Source organism: Kitasatospora sp. NPDC058162 (assembly GCF_042884005.1).
Lineage (GTDB): Bacteria > Actinomycetota > Actinomycetes > Streptomycetales > Streptomycetaceae > Kitasatospora.
In genome coordinates this window covers 100,220-116,327 of record NZ_JBHVUS010000002.1, presented here as the reverse complement: position 1 = coordinate 116,327, position 16,108 = coordinate 100,220, and the positions used below count along the sequence as shown (strand labels likewise).

13 protein-coding genes are annotated in these 16,108 nt (G+C 74.2%); 9 read left to right on the top strand and 4 right to left on the bottom strand.

All coding sequences use genetic code 11. The annotated features are described in order from the left end of the window. Nucleotides 1–192 precede the first annotated feature (192 nt). The 6 genes from ACFVXG_RS04005 (at nucleotide 193) to ACFVXG_RS03980 (ending at nucleotide 6,465) form a co-directional block, all read left to right on the top strand. The gene (locus ACFVXG_RS04005) at nucleotides 193–3,213 is read left to right on the top strand and encodes a nitrate- and nitrite sensing domain-containing protein (RefSeq protein WP_387924075.1); all 3,021 of its coding nucleotides are present in this window, start codon (nucleotides 193–195) and stop codon (nucleotides 3,211–3,213) included. Then, complete coding sequence (locus ACFVXG_RS04000; protein WP_387924073.1) at nucleotides 3,210–3,656, top strand: roadblock/LC7 domain-containing protein; 447 nt, start codon at nucleotides 3,210–3,212, stop codon at nucleotides 3,654–3,656. Before ACFVXG_RS04005 ends, ACFVXG_RS04000 begins: the two co-directional genes overlap by 4 nt. Before the next feature lie 104 nt (nucleotides 3,657–3,760). Continuing rightward, entirely contained in the window at nucleotides 3,761–4,126 is a 366-nt protein-coding gene (locus ACFVXG_RS03995; RefSeq protein ID WP_387924854.1) for a DUF742 domain-containing protein, read from the top strand. 2 nt (nucleotides 4,127–4,128) lie between these two features. Then, nucleotides 4,129–4,743: an ATP/GTP-binding protein gene (locus ACFVXG_RS03990; RefSeq protein WP_387924071.1), complete on the top strand. Its 615-nt coding sequence runs from the start codon at nucleotides 4,129–4,131 to the stop codon at nucleotides 4,741–4,743. A gap of 28 nt (nucleotides 4,744–4,771) precedes the next feature. Continuing rightward, complete coding sequence (locus ACFVXG_RS03985; protein ID WP_387924069.1) at nucleotides 4,772–5,905, top strand: FAD-dependent monooxygenase; 1,134 nt, start codon at nucleotides 4,772–4,774, stop codon at nucleotides 5,903–5,905. Nucleotides 5,906–6,021: 116 nt separating this feature from the next. Next, the gene (locus ACFVXG_RS03980) at nucleotides 6,022–6,465 is read left to right on the top strand and encodes a VOC family protein (RefSeq protein WP_387924067.1); all 444 of its coding nucleotides are present in this window, start codon (nucleotides 6,022–6,024) and stop codon (nucleotides 6,463–6,465) included. On the opposite strand, the gene ACFVXG_RS03975 is transcribed toward ACFVXG_RS03980, so the two are convergent. Continuing rightward, entirely contained in the window at nucleotides 6,455–7,213 is a 759-nt protein-coding gene (locus ACFVXG_RS03975; protein WP_387924065.1) for a serine hydrolase, read from the bottom strand. The genes ACFVXG_RS03980 and ACFVXG_RS03975 overlap by 11 nt on opposite strands. Nucleotides 7,214–7,359: 146 nt before the next feature. Here ACFVXG_RS03975 and ACFVXG_RS03970 point away from each other — a divergent pair, with 146 nt between their 5' ends. The 3 genes from ACFVXG_RS03970 to ACFVXG_RS03960 all read left to right on the top strand — a co-directional run bounded on the left by ACFVXG_RS03970 (nucleotide 7,360) and on the right by ACFVXG_RS03960 (nucleotide 10,229). Further along, complete coding sequence (locus ACFVXG_RS03970) at nucleotides 7,360–8,457, top strand: trypsin-like serine peptidase (protein WP_387924064.1); 1,098 nt, start codon at nucleotides 7,360–7,362, stop codon at nucleotides 8,455–8,457. Nucleotides 8,458–8,651: 194 nt separating this feature from the next. Next, nucleotides 8,652–9,944 (top strand): hypothetical protein, encoded by a 1,293-nt coding sequence (locus ACFVXG_RS03965; RefSeq protein ID WP_387924062.1) that lies wholly within the window; start codon nucleotides 8,652–8,654, stop codon nucleotides 9,942–9,944. Between the two features lie 78 nt (nucleotides 9,945–10,022). Beyond that, nucleotides 10,023–10,229 carry a cold-shock protein gene (locus ACFVXG_RS03960; protein WP_387924852.1) on the top strand — a complete coding sequence of 69 codons (207 nt, stop codon included), beginning with the start codon at nucleotides 10,023–10,025 and terminating at the stop codon, nucleotides 10,227–10,229. Nucleotides 10,230–10,289: 60 nt separating this feature from the next. Here the strand turns inward: ACFVXG_RS03960 and ACFVXG_RS03955 are convergent, their stop codons facing one another. The 3 genes from ACFVXG_RS03955 to ACFVXG_RS03945 form a co-directional block, all read right to left on the bottom strand. After that, nucleotides 10,290–11,924, bottom strand: coding sequence for a hypothetical protein (locus ACFVXG_RS03955; RefSeq protein ID WP_387924060.1), 1,635 nt, complete (start codon nucleotides 11,922–11,924; stop codon nucleotides 10,290–10,292). Nucleotides 11,925–12,002: 78 nt separating this feature from the next. Then, on the bottom strand, nucleotides 12,003–12,782 hold the full coding sequence (locus ACFVXG_RS03950; protein WP_387924058.1) for a leucyl/phenylalanyl-tRNA--protein transferase: 780 nt from the start codon (nucleotides 12,780–12,782) through the stop codon (nucleotides 12,003–12,005). Then, nucleotides 12,779–16,027 (bottom strand): amino acid adenylation domain-containing protein, encoded by a 3,249-nt coding sequence (locus tag ACFVXG_RS03945; protein WP_387924056.1) that lies wholly within the window; start codon nucleotides 16,025–16,027, stop codon nucleotides 12,779–12,781. Before ACFVXG_RS03945 ends, ACFVXG_RS03950 begins: the two co-directional genes overlap by 4 nt. Nucleotides 16,028–16,108 lie beyond the last annotated feature (81 nt).

The window sequence follows — 16,108 nt, the reverse complement described above, 5'->3', positions numbered from 1 at the left end:
GGCAGGCCCGACACTGTGTCAGGCAGCGCCGAACCCGGCTGCTTCGAGCACAAACGGTCAACGTGCGGGTGACATTGTGTCGAGCTGGTGCACAAGGCCCACTCAGGTAGCGAACGGGCTTTCACTCCAATCACACGATATGACTAGTATCGCTTCGTCAAAAAGCCCGTAACAAGAAGCCCGTGAAAGCCCGTGCCCGGACGGCCCGCCCCTCACCGGCCGGCCGCCAGCCCCAAGGAGTCTGCTCTGCGCGCGCGTGCGAATCGGCGGCCCCAGACGCCGAAGACCCCCCGCAGGCGTCCACGCCTGTCCCTGCGGACGGCGCTGCTCGTCCTGGCCGTCGTCCCCAGCCTCGCCCTGGTCGCGCTCTGGGCGGTGACCAGCGGTGAGACCGTCTTCGACTTCCAACGCCAGGCCGCCCAGGGCATGCTCGCCCAGAAGGCCGGCCAGCCGTCCAACATCGTCTACTACAACCTCCAGGAGGAGCGCCGGCTCAGCGCCGAGGCGCTCGCCCGGCCCGGCGGCAACACCGACCAGCTGCGCCACCAGCGGCAGCTGACCGACGACGCGGTGCGCCAGTTCCAGACCCTGTCCGGCGAGACCGCCGACAACGCCCCCGACGACGTCCGCACCGCCGTCGCCGAAGCCCGGCAGGCCATGGGCAAGCTGGCCGAGGAACGGGCCGCCGTCGACAAGGGCGCCCTCGACCAGCAGGCCGTCTTCACCTACTACACCGACCTCATCGCCGTCGACCTGCGGCTGTTCACCGCGCTCAGCCACGTCGACGCGGGCGAGGTCACCTGGGTGTCCAAGACCCTGGTCAACTCCTTCTGGGCCAAGGAGATGCTCGCCCGCGAGGACGCCGTCCTGGCCCGCGGCTGGCCCAGCGGCCGGATCAGCACCGCCGACTACCAGCAGCTCCAGCAGCTGATCGGCGCCCAGGACCACCTGTTCACCGTCCAGGTCATCCCGTACGTCCCGGACGGCGAGGCGGCCGCCTGGCACGAGCTGATGAACAGCCCCGCCTGGCAGGCCAAGACCGCCGTCGAGCAGCAGCTCACCCGGCCCACCGCCGCCGACGCCAACGGCACCGTCAGACTGCCCGCCGCCCAGGACCAGTGGCGCCAGGCCGTCGACCAGCTCAACCCCCAGCTGGTCAAGGCCATCGAGGCCCGCACCAGCGCCATCGTCGAGGTCGGCAAGGGGACCATCCTCGGCCTGCTCACCCGCGTCGTGCTGACCGCCGTCGTCGGCCTGATCACCGTCATCGCGGTCGTCATCGCCTCCTGGCGGATCAGCCGCTCGCTGCGCCGCCGGATCAAGGAACTCCACACCCAGGCCGAGGACATGGAGCGCACCCTGCCCGAGGTGGTCGACCGCCTCGGCCGCGGCGAACAGGTCGACGCCGAGGCCGAGAGCCGCGCCGTCACCACCGGCGACCACGGCACCGACGAGCTCGCCCGCCTCGGCCAGGCCCTCAACCTGGCCCGCGCCTCCGCCCTGGAGGCCGCCGTCCGGCAGGCCGAGCAGCACCGCGGCTTCGAACGCCTCCTCCAGCGCATCGCCCGCCGCACCCAGCTGCTGATCGGCCGCCAGCTGCGCAAGCTCGACGAACTGGAGCGCAAGCACGAGGACCCGGAGGTCCTGGAGGGCCTGTTCGACCTCGACCACCTCACCGCCCGCCTGCGCCGCTACGAAGAGAACCTCGTCATCATGGCCGGCGGCCAGCCCCAGCGGCGCTGGCGCAAGCCCGTCCCGCTGCTGGACGTGCTGCGCTCCGCCCAGGGCGAGGTGCAGGACTACCGCCGCATCATGATCGACGTCGAGGGCCACCCGTGGCTCTCCGAACGGGCCGTCGGGCCGGTCGCCCACGTGCTCGCCGAGCTGATGGAGAACGCCACCACCTTCTCCAAGCCGCCCACCCCGGTCGAGGTCCGGGCCGCCATGGTCGGCCGCGGCCTCGCGGTCGAGATCGAGGACCGCGGCCTCGGCATGGACCCGGAACAGTACGACGCCGCCAACGAGCTGATGAGCCGCCCGCCGCGCACCGACGTGCTCGCCCGGGCCGACGACATCCGGCTCGGCTTCCACGTCGTCGCCCGGCTCGCCTCGCTCACCGGACTCCGGATCGAGTTCCGGCCGTCCGCCTTCGGCGGCACCCGGGTGGTCGTGCTCATCCCGGACGAACTCGTCATCGACGGCGACGCCGGACTCCCGGACGCCGCCCCCGTCGAGCCCATCCCGCTGGTCCGGCGCTCCCGCCGGGCGGTGCGCTCCGCCTCCGACGAGGCGGCGCCGGCGGCGGTCACGGTCGGGCCGCCGGTCGCGCCGGTGGACGCCTTCGGGCAGCTGCCGGGCGAGGCGGGCGTGGTCGGCGGGGCGGGTGGGGTCGGCACGGCGGGCGGGGCCGGTGCGCCGGTGCAGTGCGTCGCCGCGGCCTTCCAGGAACCGGCCTTCCAGGAGCCGGCCGTCCCGGAACCGGCGTTCCCGGAACGGACGTTCCCGGAACCGGCGTTCTCACCCCCCACGCTCCAGCAGCCCGCGCTCCCGGAGCAGCCGATCCAGCACAGCTCCCCCGCCGACCCGGCCCCGGCCTACGCGGTCGCCCCGGTCGCCCCGGCCGAGCCGCAGCCCGCCGGCGGCCCCACCCCCGCGCCGGAGGCCCCCGCCTACCCGGACATCGTCTACCCGGACATCGCCTACGCCCGGGTCACCGAGGCCGAGGCCCCGTACGCCGACGAGCAGTACCGCCCGGCCGACCACTACCGGCTGGCCGAGCGGCGCCGCACCCGCGAATACCCCTCCGCCGTGCCGGTGAGCCAGGTCGAGGGCGGCCAGCCGCCGCTGCCCCAGCGCGTCCGCCAGGCCAGCCTGGCCGCTGAGCTGCGGGTGCCGCCGCCGACCCGGCAGGAGTGGGTCGACCCGGCCGCCGGACAGCCCGCCGGTGCCCCGCCGCACCAGGCGGACCGCGTCGAACAGCCCGAGCGGGCCGAGCGCCCCGTCCGCCGCTCCGGCGCCACCATCGGGGCCTTCCAGCGCCAGTCCCGCGCCGCCCGCGCCCAGGACAGCGGCGAACACCCGCTGCCCGCCCGCCCCACCACGCCGGCTCCCCCCGACCCGCCCGCCGGTCCCCCCGCCTCCGCGTCCGCGCCCTCCCCCTGGGCCCCGCCGGCCGCGGAACCCCGAACCACACGAACGGATGACCAGCCATGAACCGCACGACCGCCACCCACCAGGACCTGGACTGGCTGCTGGACGGGCTCGTCGACTCGGTGCCCGGGACCCGCAACGCCGTCCTGCTCTCCGACGACGGCCTCGTGGTCAGCCACTCCCGCACCATCGAGCGCGCCGACGCCGAGCGCCTCGCCGCCGTGGCCACCGGCCAGCAGTCGCTCGCCCGGGGCGTCGGCCAGCTCTTCGACGGCGGCCCGGTGCACCAGGTGATCGTCGAGCTCGCCGAGTGCTGGCTGTTCGTCATCGCCGCCGCCCAGGGCACCCACCTGGCCGTGGTCGCCTCCCAGGAGGTCGACGCCGAGGTGATGTCCGTCGCCATGCACACCCTGGTCCAGCAGGTCGGCCAGAAGCTCACCACCCCGGTCCGTGCCGAGGGCGCCCCCGCGTCCTTCGACGTCTTCGCCTCCCGGGACCGGGGCTGACCGGGGTGGGGCCGCACCCCGGCGAGGAGGACGCCCGGGCCCACGGCCGGACGCCGCACTGGAGCGAGCTGGAGGAGCCGTACGCCGAGGACGAGACCGGCGTCATGGTCCGCCCGTACACCATCACCCGCGGCCGGACCGCGCCCGAGCGCGACGACCTCACCCTCATCACCGTGCTCACCACGGCCGAGGACGAGGCCGAGGCGGCCCTGGCGCGGGGCAGCCGCGCCGGTGCCCGCGGCCTCCAGCCCGAGCACCGGCTGATCCTCGACCGCTGCCGCCGCCCGGCCGCCGTCGCCGAGGTCGCGGCCGGCCTGGACCTCCCGGTCTCGGTCACCAAGATCCTCCTGGCCGACCTCGTCGCCCAGGGCCTGCTGAAGGCCCGGGCACCGCTCGCGGTGGCCCGCGCCGCCGGGGGCGTGGACCTCGGCCTCCTCACGGCCGTACGCGAAGGACTCCGGAGACTCTGAACATGGCAACGCCCCACTCCGCCACCCACTCCCCCACCACCCACTCCCCCGCCCCCGCGGCCGCCCCCGCCGCGGTCAAGATCCTGGTCGCGGGCGGCTTCGGCGTCGGCAAGACCACCCTGGTCGGCGCGGTCAGCGAGGTCGCCCCGCTGCGCACCGAGGAGTACCTGACCACGGCCAGCGTCGGCGTCGACGACCTGGACGGCGTCGACCAGAAGGACACCACCACCGTCGCCCTCGACTTCGGCCGGATCACCGTCAGCCCCGAGCTGGTGCTGTACCTGTTCGGCACGCCCGGGCAGGAACGTTTCTGGTTCATGTGGAACGACCTGGTCAACGGCGCCCTCGGCGGCATCGTCATCGCCGACACCCGGCGGCTCGACACCAGCTTCGCCTCGATCGACTTCTTCGAGAGCCGGGGCATCCCCTTCGTGGTCGCCATCAACTGCTTCCACAACCACAACACCCGCACCCCGGAGGAGATCCGGGCCGCCCTCGACCTCGACCCGCAGGTCCCGATGCTGATCGGCGACGTGCGCGAGCGCGGCTTCGGCCGCGACCTGCTGCTCGCCCTGGTCGACCACCTGATGGACCTCGCCGCCGCCCCCGTCGGCTGAGCCCCTTCCCCCGTACCGGAGTCACCCCATGACCACACCCCTGCGCGTCCTCGTCCACGGCGGCGGCATCGGCGGCCTCACCCTCGCCACCGCCCTCGCCCGGCGCGGCCACCACGTCGAGGTCGCCGAGCTGCGCGACGAGCTGGAGGCCCTCGGCGTCGGCATCATCCAGCCGTCCAACGCCCTGCACGTGATGCGCGAGATCGGCGTGCTCGACGAGTGCCTCGCCGTCGGCTTCGAGTGGGAGGTGCTGACCATCTGCGACCCGGCCGGCACCACCCTCGCGCAGATCCCCCAGCCCCGGATGGGCGACGCCCCCTCCAACAACGGCATCCCGCGCCCCGCCCTGGCCCGGGTGCTGGCCGCCGCCGCCACCTCGGCCGGCGCCGACGTCCGCTTCGGCACCACCATCGCCTCGGTGGCGGACGACGGCACCGGGGTCAACGTCACCCTCACCGACGGCCACGGCGGCCGCTACGACCTGGTCGTCGGCTTCGACGGCATCGGCTCCCCGCTGCGCCGGCACCTGTACGGCGACCGGTACGCCCCCGAGTACACCGGCTTCGCCAACTGGCGCGTCACGCTGCCGCGTTCGCCCGAGGTCAAGGGCGTGGTGATGTCCGCCGGCAACCTGAAGGCCAAGGCGCTGCTCACCCCGATCAGCGAGGAACTCATGTACCTGGGCTCGGTGTTCGCCGAGGCCGAGGACTTCCGCCCGGACCCGGAGCGCGCCCACGAGCAGCTCCGGGAGCGGCTGGCCGGCTTCGGCGGCCCGATCGCCGAGGCCCTCGCCCAGGTCACCGACCCGACCGCCGTGGTCCACTCCCGGATCTCCCAGGTCACCGTCGAGGAGCCCTGGCACGTCGGCCGGATCGTCCTCGCCGGCGACGCCGCCCACGCCTCCACCCCGCACCTCGCCCAGGGCGCCGCGATGGCGGTCGAGGACGCCCTCGTCCTCGCCGAGAGCCTCGACACGGCGGCCGACGTCCCGGCCGCCCTCACCGCCTGGGAGGAGCGCCGCCGCCCGCGCGCCATGTGGGTCCAGTCGCTCTCCCGCGCCGTCCTCAAGCAGGAGACCGGCACGCCGACCACCCCGGAGGAGGACGAGCTGCTCAAGATCGGCATCCCGGGCGCCGCCCACGTGCTCGTCAAGCCGTACTGAGTCCGCTTCTTCCGGACACCGTGTCCGGATGCCGTCCCCGGTTGCCTCTCCGGACGCTGCCTCCGTACCCCGCGCGGGAGTTGCGCCCGCGCGGGGTCCGTAGCAGGCTGGTGATCATGACCGGCTTCTACCACGTCTGCTTCACCGTGCCCGACCTCGACGCGGCCATGGCCGACCTCACCACCGCCGCCGGAGTGCGGTGGCGGGAACCGGCCAACGGGCGGATCGGCGACTGGGACTACCGGATCGTCTTCACCACCGGCGACGCCCCCTACATCGAGCTGATCGAAGCCCCGAGCGGCGGCCCCTGGGGCGACACCGCCACCGCCCGCTTCCACCACCTCGGCTTCTGGTCCTCCGACGTCACGGCGGGCGCGGCCCGGCTCAGCGGCGCGGGCTTCCCGGAGGCCTTCTCCGGCTGCCCCTACGGACGCCCCTTCGTCTACCACCGCGTCGACAGCATCGGCGCGCACGTCGAACTCGTCGACTTCGCCCGGCAACCCGACTTCCTGGCCGCCTGGAACCCGGACGGCGCGCCGATGCCCGCGATCAACGAGTGATCTCCCGGCGCCGCTGCCACACCGCCCGCGAGACCCGGGCCAGCAGCCGGGCCGCCGGGTCGGTGCGGTCGCTGCCGTCGGCGAGCGGGCCGGTGTAGCAGACGGCGATCAGGTACGGCGGGCAGTCGTACGGGTGGACCAGGCCGACGCAGTGCCGGGCGCCGGGCACCCAGCCGTTCTTGAACGCGATCCGGATCCCCGGCGGGAGGCCGGCCGCCAGGTCCACCCGGAAGTCGTTGCGTTCGAGCAGGGCCAGCAACTCCGGCTCGTCGGCGAGCGAGTGCAGCAGGCGGACGAGGTCGCGGGCGCTCACCCGGTTGTGCACGCCCGCCGCGCGCGCCGCGTAGTCCTCGATCCCGCGCGGGCTGGAGCTGCGGGTGGCCCCCGCCCGGCGCCACACCTCGGCCACCGTCCGCTGGTCGGTGCGGGCCAGGCAGAGGTTGGTGGCCAGGTTGGAGGAGTGGGTGATCATCCGCTCGGCCAGCAGCCGCAGCGGCACGTGGGTGCCCAGCAGCTCCCAGGGCAGCGGATCGCTGTCCCAGTCGGGATCGTTGCCGAACTCCCCGCCCACCACGGACTCGAAGCGGTTCACCACCGGCACCTCGGCATCGAGGTCCACCCCGCCGCGGGCCAGCGCCGCCAGCACCGCGACCTTCATCGTGCTCGCGGCGTCGTGCAGTTCGTCCGGCGCGCGCAGGAAGACGGGCTCCGCCTGGCCCTCCCAGGGGGCCACCACCACAGACAGCATGGAGGAAGAGTAGGGGATATCCGCCCCGGAGCCGACGACCGCCGATACACGAACGAGACGCTCTCGACCGGAACATGACGTGATCGATGAACGGATGAAACGCCCTTCAGACATGAACCTGACCTCCCGTTCCTACAGTGCCGTCCATGTCACCCACACATGGCCGGACCAGGAACCGGGCGCGCACTCACCTCGCCCTGACGACAGTCGCGTTGGCCGCGGGGCTCGCGCTGGCGGCGCCCGCCTCCGCCGACGCCGGCGCTGGCGCCGGCGCCAGCCCGGTGGACCGCACCGCCACGAGCCGGGTCGCCGTCCACCCGTCGGCGGTCACGGCCACCCAGCAGCAGGCCGTCCTGGACTACTGGACCCCGGAACGGATCGCCGCCCTGACCCAGCCGTCCTCCGGCAACCCGCCCAAGAGCGGCCCCGACGGCGGTCCGTGGACCGGGTCCGACACCCTGAGCAGAACAGTGGGCAGGCTCTTCTTCACCAACCACGGTGAGGACGAGAGCTGCACCGCTACCGTCGTCAACAGCGCGAACCGCAGCACCGTCGTCACCGCGGCGCACTGCGTCAACAGCACCGACCTCCTCGGTGACAACAACGAGTGGCTGTCGAACGAGATGTTCGTCCCGGGCTACCACGACGGCCTCGCGCCGTACGGCAAGTTCGTCGCCCGCGCCGGGGTCGCCGACGCCACCTGGCTCCTCAACGACCAGCAGAACGGCCTGAAGTTCGACGCGTACGACCAGGCGTTCCTGGTCCTGAACAGCAACGCCGCGGGCAAGCGCGTGCAGGACGCCGTCGGTGCGGCCCAGCGCATCGGCTTCGACCGGCCGGGCAACGCTGCGGTCCACCAGTTCGGCTATCCGCGGGAGTCCTCGGGCGATCCCTCGCGCGCGGGCCTGCCCGAGTTCATCGGGGCGAGGCTCGCCGAGTGCGCCGGGCAGACCCGCGAGTACCCCGGCACCAAGGACCACCCGGAGCCCCGGGGCCAGTGGGGCGCCCCCTGCGTCATGGGCGGCGGCTCCAGCGGCGGTCCCCGCATCGCCGACTTCGACCCGTCCTCCGGGATCGGCACCGTCGTGGGCGACAACACCCAAGGCGCCTTCTTCGACTCCTCGGGCCAGGTCTGCGAGCGCGGCACCGCCTCGTGCACCCGGCACCTGGTCGGCCCGCAGTTCACCTCCGCGATCACGAAACCGCTCTACCAGGCCGCCCAGAGCGCCCGCGCCGCCGACTGAGCCGTCCGGGACGACGACAGGAGTGGGAAGTCGGACCGGCCGACTTCCCACTCCTCACCGCCGTCAGGGCGGAACAGGCCCCTCCCCGGTGATTTGTGGCCAGTTTCGACCCCGAACCATCCCTCCGTGGTCGATGCGCTCATTACATTCGCCCTTGACCTGTCATATACACGACCAGGGGGAAACGAATAATGATGCGTCCCGCAGGACCCGTCAGCCGCATCCGCGCATCACTCACAGCCGTGACGGCCACGGCGGCCGCCGTCGCGGCGACCGCCATCGGCCTCGCAGCCCCACCGGCCGCCGCGGCGCCCACCACCGCGTCCACCGCGGCGACGGCACTCCGACCCGGCGACAGTTGTACGACGGTCGACCTCGGCACCCGCCGCCCGTACATCAAGACCACCGAGGTCACCCCGACCATCACCCACTTCAAGGGCTGGTACGTCACCGCCGGCACGACCGGCACCCAGACCGTGAGCACCAGCACCCAGACCGTCATCGCGGTCTCCGTCGGCCTGACCGGCAACGCCGAGGGCAAGTTCGGCATCGACGCCCTCACCAGCGTCGGCGTCAGCCTGGGACTGAACGTCAAGGTCGACTTCACCTCCACCAGCACCGAGTCCAACTCGCTGACGTGGAACTTCAACCAGCCCGGCTACTACGGCGCCTACAAGGGCACCAAGAAGGTCACCGGCACGTACGGGAGCCTCTACTGCAACCGCGCCCAACAGGGCGACGGCAGCTGGGCGTTGAAGTGGGTCGAGGGGCCCCGCAACGGCAACTTCACCACCTACACCACCCTCGAGGAAGGCGTGGTGCGCTGCCAGGACAAGGTCCCCGCAGACAGCATCATGGCCAGGGCGCAGGACCTCCTCGCCTGCGGCTCCGCCGCCGCGAAGGCCGCGCACCCGGCGGGTGCGGTGGCGCCGACGGCGGAGCAGGAGCGGGACCGCTCCGCACCGGTCCAGGCCGCGGCCGGTGACGCGTCCGCCGACCAGCCCAAGGCCCCCGGGGTCGCCGCGCGGGCCCTCGCCCTCGACTGCACGCCCGGCGCCTACCGGATCGACGTCCCCGGCAGGGTCCTGAACTGGAGCGCTCCGCTCCTCGCCAACGACGGCGTCCGCCTGCGCGAGTCCACCTTCTTCAGCGCCCACCTGGACAACTGGCGCCTGTGCAACGTGACGGAGAACAACGGGATCCTCGAGGCGACCCTCTGGAACTGGGGCAACGGCGGCTGCGCGACCATCCCGGCAGGCATCGCCGACCAGGAGCAGGCCTACCTGACCACGGCCAACTGCGGGGAGGACGACCTCCAGCGGTTCTACGTCTACCGCGACGTGCCCGGCAGCTCGAAGGTCGGCATCCAGAACAAGTACACCGGCTCCATGATGAGCTACGACCGCTACGCGGACGGTGAGTTGATCCGCCAGTACGCCAGCGGCCAGCCGAACGGCACGGGCACGTTCACCATGACCGGAGTCTGACGACCCGACGCCCGACTCCCCCTGATCCGCCCCGGGTGGGCGGGGCCCGTGGTGGCCGTGCGGAGTCAGCGGGCGCTGATCAACCTGGGCACCGTGAAGTGGTTCAACGCCGAGAAGGGGTTCGGCTTCATCACCCCGGACATCCCCGGCCCGGACGTCTTCGTGCACTACTCGAGCATCATCGGGGTCGGGTACCGGACCCTGACGGAGGGCGAGCGGGTCGAGTACCAGGTGGTGGAGGGCCCCAAGGGCCCGCAGGCCGTCGACGTGCTCCCGCTCGGGTGAGGAACCCGAAGACCCCCGGCCGAGCGGGTCGGCCGGGGGTCTTCGACGGTCGGCGGCGCGTCAGCTGCTGCTGGGCTTCACGGCCGGCAGGGTGGCCGAGCCGGTCAGCAGCGGCCACTCCTTGTGGAAGGGCGGGAAGGGGAGGCTCTTCTCGAACAACGGGGTGCCGAAGATCTTGAGGTGGGCGGTCAGCGCGCCGGTCAGGTCGACTCCGCCGACGAGGGCCCAACTGCCCTTCAGCTCGGGCCCGTTGCCGGGAAGGTCGACGGCGAGGGAGCCGTCGGCCTTGGCGCTGAGGTAGGGGGCGACGGTGGCCTCGACGCCGACGGTGTCGTACAGGCCGACGCTGGCCTCGACGCCGAGGGCGGCGCGCACGGACGCCTTGCCGTTGAGGCGGACGTGCACCGGGGAGACCTTGGTGTCGGCGCTGGTGACCGGGGTCCAGCCCTTGCCGCCGGTGTAATCGGCGCGCACGGCCCAGGTGCCGGTGGCGTCCTGCTCGGTCTCCAGGTGGACCTGGCCGTCGGCGCTGACCTCCAGGTAGCAGGTGAGGCCGAGGTTGACGACGACGGGCAGGCCGGCGACGGTCAGCACCGGGCTGGCCTGCAGCTTGGCGAAGGGGACCCGGATCGGCGCCGCGCCGGTGTTGCGGGCGACGTCGCCGGTGACCTTCCAGTGCGCCTGGGCGCCCAGGTCGAAGCCGACCGAGGCGGTGCGCGGGCTGGTGGCCTGCGCGCCGTGGTAGGCGAAGTGGACGGCCGGGTGCAGCTGGAGGGAGCCGGAGGCGTCCAGGCTCGCGCCCGCGGGCAGCGGGATCGGGGCCTTGACGTCGATCCCCAGGGTGCCGGAGGCGTCGGCCTTCACGCCGTTGCCGTCGATGCCGGCGGTCGCCTTGAGGTCCTTGACCAGCGGGGTGACCTGGATGCCGTGCACGTCGATCGGCACCTGGCCGTCCGCCTCGGTGCCGCCGAGGAGTTCGGACAGGGTGGCCGGGCGAGTGGTCAGGTTGACGGTGTTGCCCGCGCCCGGGGTGGCGCCGGTGACGGCGACCAGGGCGCCCTGCGGGGCGGCGGCGGTGGGCGGGCTGGCGATCAGCTGGCCGGGCTGCACGGCCGCGGCGGCAGCGGTGGCGGTGGCGGTGGCGGAAGCCGAGGGGGCCGCGCTCGCGCTCGTGCCCGGCGAAGCGGTCGCCGAGGCGGTCGCCGAAGCGGTCGCCGAGGCGGTCGGCGAAGCAATCGGCGTAGCGGTGGACGAGGAACTCGGCGCGGCGCTCGGCGCGGCCGTCGCACCGGAGGAGGTGAGCACGGCCGTGCCCTTCCCCGGGTCGTACGCGGTGAGCTGGAGCGCCTTGGTCGCGGCCGTGACCGCGCCGCCGTCCTTGCCGGGGCTGCCGATGGCGGCCTGCTTGTCGTCCGCCGGCGCCACCGTGACGTTGCCGGTGCCCGAGGTCGCGGTCGGCCGGCCGGCGGCCGGGGTGCCGGCCCGGGCGCGGGGGGCGCCGGAGGCGGCGGCGCCGCCCGCCGGGCTGCCCCCGGCGGTGGTGGCGCCGGTGTCGGCGGTGCCGGTGGCTGCGGCCGCTCCGACGGCGGCCTGCGGGGTGCTGCCGGAGCCGGTGGGCCCGCACGCGGCCGTTCCGGCGAGGATGAGGGTGAGCAGGGCTGCGGGCGCGGCCCGGCCTATCGAGGGTTTGAACACGCGGCGTCATGTTACTGACGAGGAATAAGTTTGTCGAAGACAGGCCAACGGGCCGCCGGGCCGACCATGAGCCGCAGGTCAGACCAGCCGCGCGGCAGGCAGTCGACCGTCCGGCAGTGTACCCGCCGCGGGGGGCCCGGCGAGCTCGGCGAGGTAGCGGGCGCGCTCCGTCGGCTCCGCGCCGAGGCTGCGCACGTACGGCCCGTCCCACTGGGCGTCGAGCAGTCGCCCGCCCGCGGCACCGAACCGGGCCCCGAGGTCGGCGACGGCGATCCGGGCGGCGTCCGGGCGCCGGTGGAACATCGAGTCCAGGCTCAGCGCCGGGCCGACCGCCACGCCGAAGACCCCGCCGATCAGCTCCTCGTCCTCCCCCTCCCCCTCCCACACCTCGACGCTGTGCGCCGCGCCGAGCCCGTGCAGCTCGATCAGCACCGCCCGTAACTCCTCGGTCAGCCAGGCGGGTTGACGTCCCTCGGCGCAGGCCGTGAGGACCGCGTCGAAGGCCCGGTCGGCGGTCGTCCACCACTCCACGGCGCCGCGCAGCCGCCGGGCGAGCCGGCGGGGCAGCCGGACGGCCCCGGGGCGCAGCACCGGCCGCGGGTCGGGCGACCACCACGCCAGGGCGTACGGGTCCGCCCCGCCGGGCAGCAGGGCCACCTCGCCGGCCTCGACGGCGTCTCCGTGCAGCGCCTCGTTGTAGGCGGCCGCGTACTCGTCGGCGGCGGGCAGCGGGAAGAGTCCGCGCCGGTAGGCCGCCAGCAGCTGCCGCGGGCCGAGCACGCCACCGAAGGCCACCGGCCCGTCCCCCGGGGCGTGTCGGAGGTCGAGGGCGTCGACGTCGGGCACGGTGCGGGTCACAGGAACCCCTCGTCGGCCAATCGCGCCAGGTAGAGGTCCAGCAACCCGGCGTCCACGTCCGGCAGTTCGATGCCGCTGCCCTCCAGTGCCGCCTCCGCGTTGAGCCGGTCGAACCGGGGGAACACCGGCTGGAAGTACAGTTCGCTGATGGACAGCCGGGAGTCCGGCGCCCGGTCGACGAACAGCGGGACGAACGGCGTGATCGGGTGGGTCGGGTGCCCGGCGGCGAACCGGACCAGCCGCTGCACCCAGTGCCGGTACGGGAGTTCGGCGATCCGGTGGCCGCGCGCCCGGAGCCGGTCGGCGAGGTCGGGGAGCCCGGCCGGGTTCGGCGAGGTGAGGTGGTAGACCTCGCCGTCGGCGGGCGCGTGCGCGGCGATGTGGGCGAGCGCCCGGGCGAAGCGGTCGGCCGGGACGAAGTCCAGCGGCAGCCGGACGTCCGGGCAGCTGCCGCTGTCGGCGAAGTACTTGATCAGCGCGCAGAGTTCGGTGCCGGTGTTCATCACCCCGGTGGCGAGGTCCCCGGTGACGTCGTTGGTGCGCAGCACGGTGACCGGTAGTCCGCCCGCCGCCGCGTTGTGCAGCAGCTGTTCGGCGACCCACTTGCTCTCCACGTAGCCGACGCCGAGCCGTTCGGGGTGGGCGAGCGGGGTGCGTTCGGTGACCTCGCGGACGCCGGCCGCGCCGAAGCCGGCCAGCACCGCGAGGGTGGAGACGTAGTGCACGGGCACGCCCCGGCTGTGCCCGGCGAGCCGGACCACCTCCCGGGTGCCGCCGACGTTGGGCGCGCGCAGCTGGTGGTACGGGTAGAGGAAGTTGACCTGGCCGCCGAGGTGGTACACCGCGTCCAGGTGGTCGGCCAGCCAGTCGAACTGACGCTCCGTCAGGCCGAGCCGCTCGGCGGCCAGGTCGCCGACCAGCGGCACCACCCGGGCGTCCGCCAGGTCGTGGCGCAGGAAGCGCTGCTGGGTGGCGCGTAGCCGCTCCAGGGCGTGCTCCTGGTCGGGCGCGCGGACCAGGCAGTGGATACGGGCGTGGGTGGTGGCGAGCAGCTCGTGCAGCAGGTGGGCGCCGCAGAATCCGGTGGCGCCGGTGAGCAGGATCTCGGCGGGTTCGGCCCGGGAGGGCGCGGGGCTCCAGGACTGCCTGACGGCGTGGGTGAGTCGGGCCTCGGCGTACCAGTCGACGGCGGTGTCGGCCGAGGCGGCGGCGCCGGGGCCGGCACCGGTGCGGGCGGCCTGGAGGGCGGCCGTGAAGTCGCGCAGCACGGGCGAGCGCAGCAGCGCCCGGGTGAGGGTGCGGACGTGGCCGACGTCCAGGCCGAACATCATCCGGGCCCGGGCGAGCATCTCCATGGCGAGCAGCGAGGTGCCGCCGAGGGCGAAGAAGTCGCCGTCGGGACCGACGGGTTCGGCGCCGAGCAGCTCCGCCCAGAGGTGGCCGACGGCGTCCTCGACCGCGCTCGGTTCCGCCGCCCCGGGTTCCACCGCACCGGGTTCGGCTGCGGCCGGGGCGGCGTCGGCCCGGACCGGGGCGTCCGGCAGCGACCGCCGGTCGATCTTCCCGGCCGCCGTGAGCGGCATCGCCTCCAGCGCGACGAACTCCGCCGGGACGAGGTACTCCGGCAGCCGCTCCGCGAGGAACGCCCGCAGCCCCTCCGGCCGCACCGCCCGGTCGCCGAGCGTGTAGTACGCGGTGAGCAGGCGGCTGCCGTCCGGCGCGCTGCCGTCGGCCGCGACCCGGGCCTGCCGCACCGCCGGGTGGGCGGCCAGCACCGCCTCGACCTCGGCCGGGTCGACCCGGTGCCCACGCACCTTCACCTGGTCGTCGAAGCGCCCGAGGATCTCCAGCTGCCCGTCGGCCCGCCAGCGTCCGGCGTCGCCGGTGCGGTACATCCGCTCGCCGGGCAGCGGCGCGTACGGATCGGGCGGGAACGACTCGGCGGTGAGCCCGGGCTGCTCCCAGTAGCCCCGGGCGAGGCCCGGCCCGCCCAGGTGGATCTCGCCCCGCTCACCGGGCCGCACCGGGCGCAGCCGCCCGTCCAGCACGTGCACCCGCACCCCCGGCAGCGGGCGTCCGATCGGCACCGGCGCGGCCGGGGAGTCCAGCAGCTCCGGGGTGACCTCGCAGTGCAGGGAGGTGACGGCCGCCTCCGTCACCCCGTACGCGTTGAGCAGCCGCACCCCGGGCAGCCGCTCCGCGCAGGCCAGGCAGTCGTCGGCGTGCACCACGTCCCCGCCGACCACCACCAGCCGCAGCCCGGCCGGGGCCGGGCCGCCGGGCGGCAGCAGGTCGAGCACGTGGTGCCAGTACGCGGGCGTGAAGTCGGCGACGGCCAGGCCGAGCCCGGGCAGCCGCCGGACCAGCTCGGTCGGCGCCCAGGTGTCGCGGCCGCCGAGCACCACCGTCGCCCCGGTGAGCAGCGCGGAGAACACCTGCTCCAGCGCGGTGTCGGCGCCGAGCGCGGCCAGCTGGAGCACCCGCTCGCCGGGGGCGAGGCCGTAGGCGTGGACCACCCGGTCCAGGGTGAACACCAGCGAACGGTGGGTGACCGGGACGCCCTTGGGGCGGCCGGTGGTGCCGGAGGTGTAGATCAGGTACGCGAGGTCATCGGGGGTGGCCTGGTCCGGGGTGACCTCGTCCGGAGCAGCGTCGTCCGGCCCCACCCGCTCCACCCCGTCGAACCCGTTACCGTCCGTGACCGCCACCCGCGCCCCGGAGTCCGCCACCAGCCCGGCCAGCCGCCGCTGCGGATGCGCCGGATCCAGCGGCAGAAACGCCCCGCCCGCCTTGAGCACCCCCAGCCAGGCCACCACCAGCTCCACCCCGCGCCCCAGGCAGACCGGCACCACCTGCTCCGGCCCCACCCCCCGGGCCCGCAGCGCGGCCGCCAGCCGGTCGCTGCGCGCGTCCAGCTCGCGGTAGCTCAGCGTGGCCTCCTCCCCCACCACGGCGACCGCCTCCGGGTCGTGCGCGGCCCGGGCGCGGAACAGCCCGTGCGCGGTGTCCGCGAACCCGGCCCGGGCGGCGCGGGCGGCGCGCTCCGGTGCGGCCCGCCCGTTCCGCTCCACCCAGGCCCGGCACTGCGCCCGCCCGTCCGGGCCGTAGACTTGCCGCCACCCGCCGGGCAGGGTCAAGTCCCCAGGCCAGAGCGCGTACTGGCCGTCGTCGTTCCGTACCACGGCGTGACGTCCGGAGTTCACATCCGGGCGTACGCCCCGTGCGCTGTCGGCTGCGTCGTCCACCGGCTTGACCTCGTGCTGAAGCGGCAGAATGCTGGGAGGTGCGACAATTCCGACTATACGCACTCAGGGCACACCGACAAC